Here is a 1221-nt window from a genome sequence, read left to right as displayed (position 1 = left end):
ATGGCTAAGGAAAAGTTTGAGCGCAGTAAACCGCACTGCAACATCGGCACCATTGGTCACGTTGACCACGGTAAAACCACGCTGACCGCAGCGATCACCAAGCAATTTGGTGACTTCAAAGCGTATGACGAAATCGACGGCGCGCCTGAAGAAAAAGCCCGTGGCATCACCATCTCCACCGCGCACGTGGAATATGAAACCGACGCCCGTCACTACGCGCACGTTGACTGCCCAGGTCACGCTGACTACGTGAAAAACATGATCACCGGTGCGGCGCAGATGGACGGCGCGATCCTGGTTGTGAACGCGGCTGACGGCCCTATGCCACAGACCCGTGAGCACATCCTGCTGGGCCGCCAGGTTGGCATCCCTGCCATGGTTGTTTTCATGAACAAAGTGGACCAGGTTGACGACGAAGAGCTGCTGGAACTCGTTGAGATGGAAATCCGCGAGCTGCTGTCTGAGTACGACTTCCCAGGTGACGACATTCCTGTGATCGCCGGTTCCGCTCTGGCGGCTCTGGAAGACCGCGACGACAACATCGGCAAAGAGAAAATTGCTGAGCTGATGGCCGCTGTTGACGAGTACATCCCACAGCCACCACGTGCCACAGACCAGCCGTTCCTGATGCCAATCGAAGACGTGTTCTCGATCTCTGGCCGCGGTACTGTTGTGACCGGCCGTGTTGAGCGTGGCGTGATCAATGTTGGCGACACCATTGAAATCGTTGGCATCAAAGACACTCAGACCACCACCTGTACCGGTGTTGAGATGTTCCGCAAGCTGCTGGATTCCGGTGAAGCGGGCGACAACATCGGCGCGCTGCTGCGTGGTGTTGACCGTGAAGCGGTTGAGCGTGGTCAAGTTCTCTGTGCCCCAGGTTCCGTGAACCCACACACCAAGTTCGAAGCCGAAGCCTACATCCTGACCAAGGATGAAGGTGGCCGTCACACGCCATTCTTCGCGAACTACCGTCCACAGTTCTACTTCCGGACCACTGACGTGACCGGCACTGTTGAGCTGCCAGCGGGCACCGAAATGGTGATGCCTGGTGACAACCTGAAATTCAACGTTGAGCTGATCGCGCCAATCGCGATGGAGCAGGGCCTGCGCTTCGCGATCCGCGAAGGTGGCCGCACCGTTGGTTCCGGTGTTGTGTCCAAAATCGTTGAGTAATTGCGCTTAGCGTAATTCGGACGACAGACTACGGAAAGGCCGCCC

General features: G+C 57.2%; 1 protein-coding gene. It reads left to right on the top strand.

The genetic code is table 11. From position 1 onward, the window contains the following. Entirely contained in the window at positions 1-1176 is a 1176-nt protein-coding gene (tuf, locus tag JXR15_RS20780) for an elongation factor Tu (RefSeq protein WP_299428827.1), read from the top strand. The last annotated feature ends 45 nt before the right edge of the window (positions 1177-1221 follow it).

This window comes from Shimia sp., from assembly GCF_049116215.1.
Lineage (GTDB): Bacteria > Pseudomonadota > Alphaproteobacteria > Rhodobacterales > Rhodobacteraceae > Shimia.
Note: the sequence above shows the minus strand (reverse complement) of the source record. Positions and strands in the feature narration are given on the sequence as shown.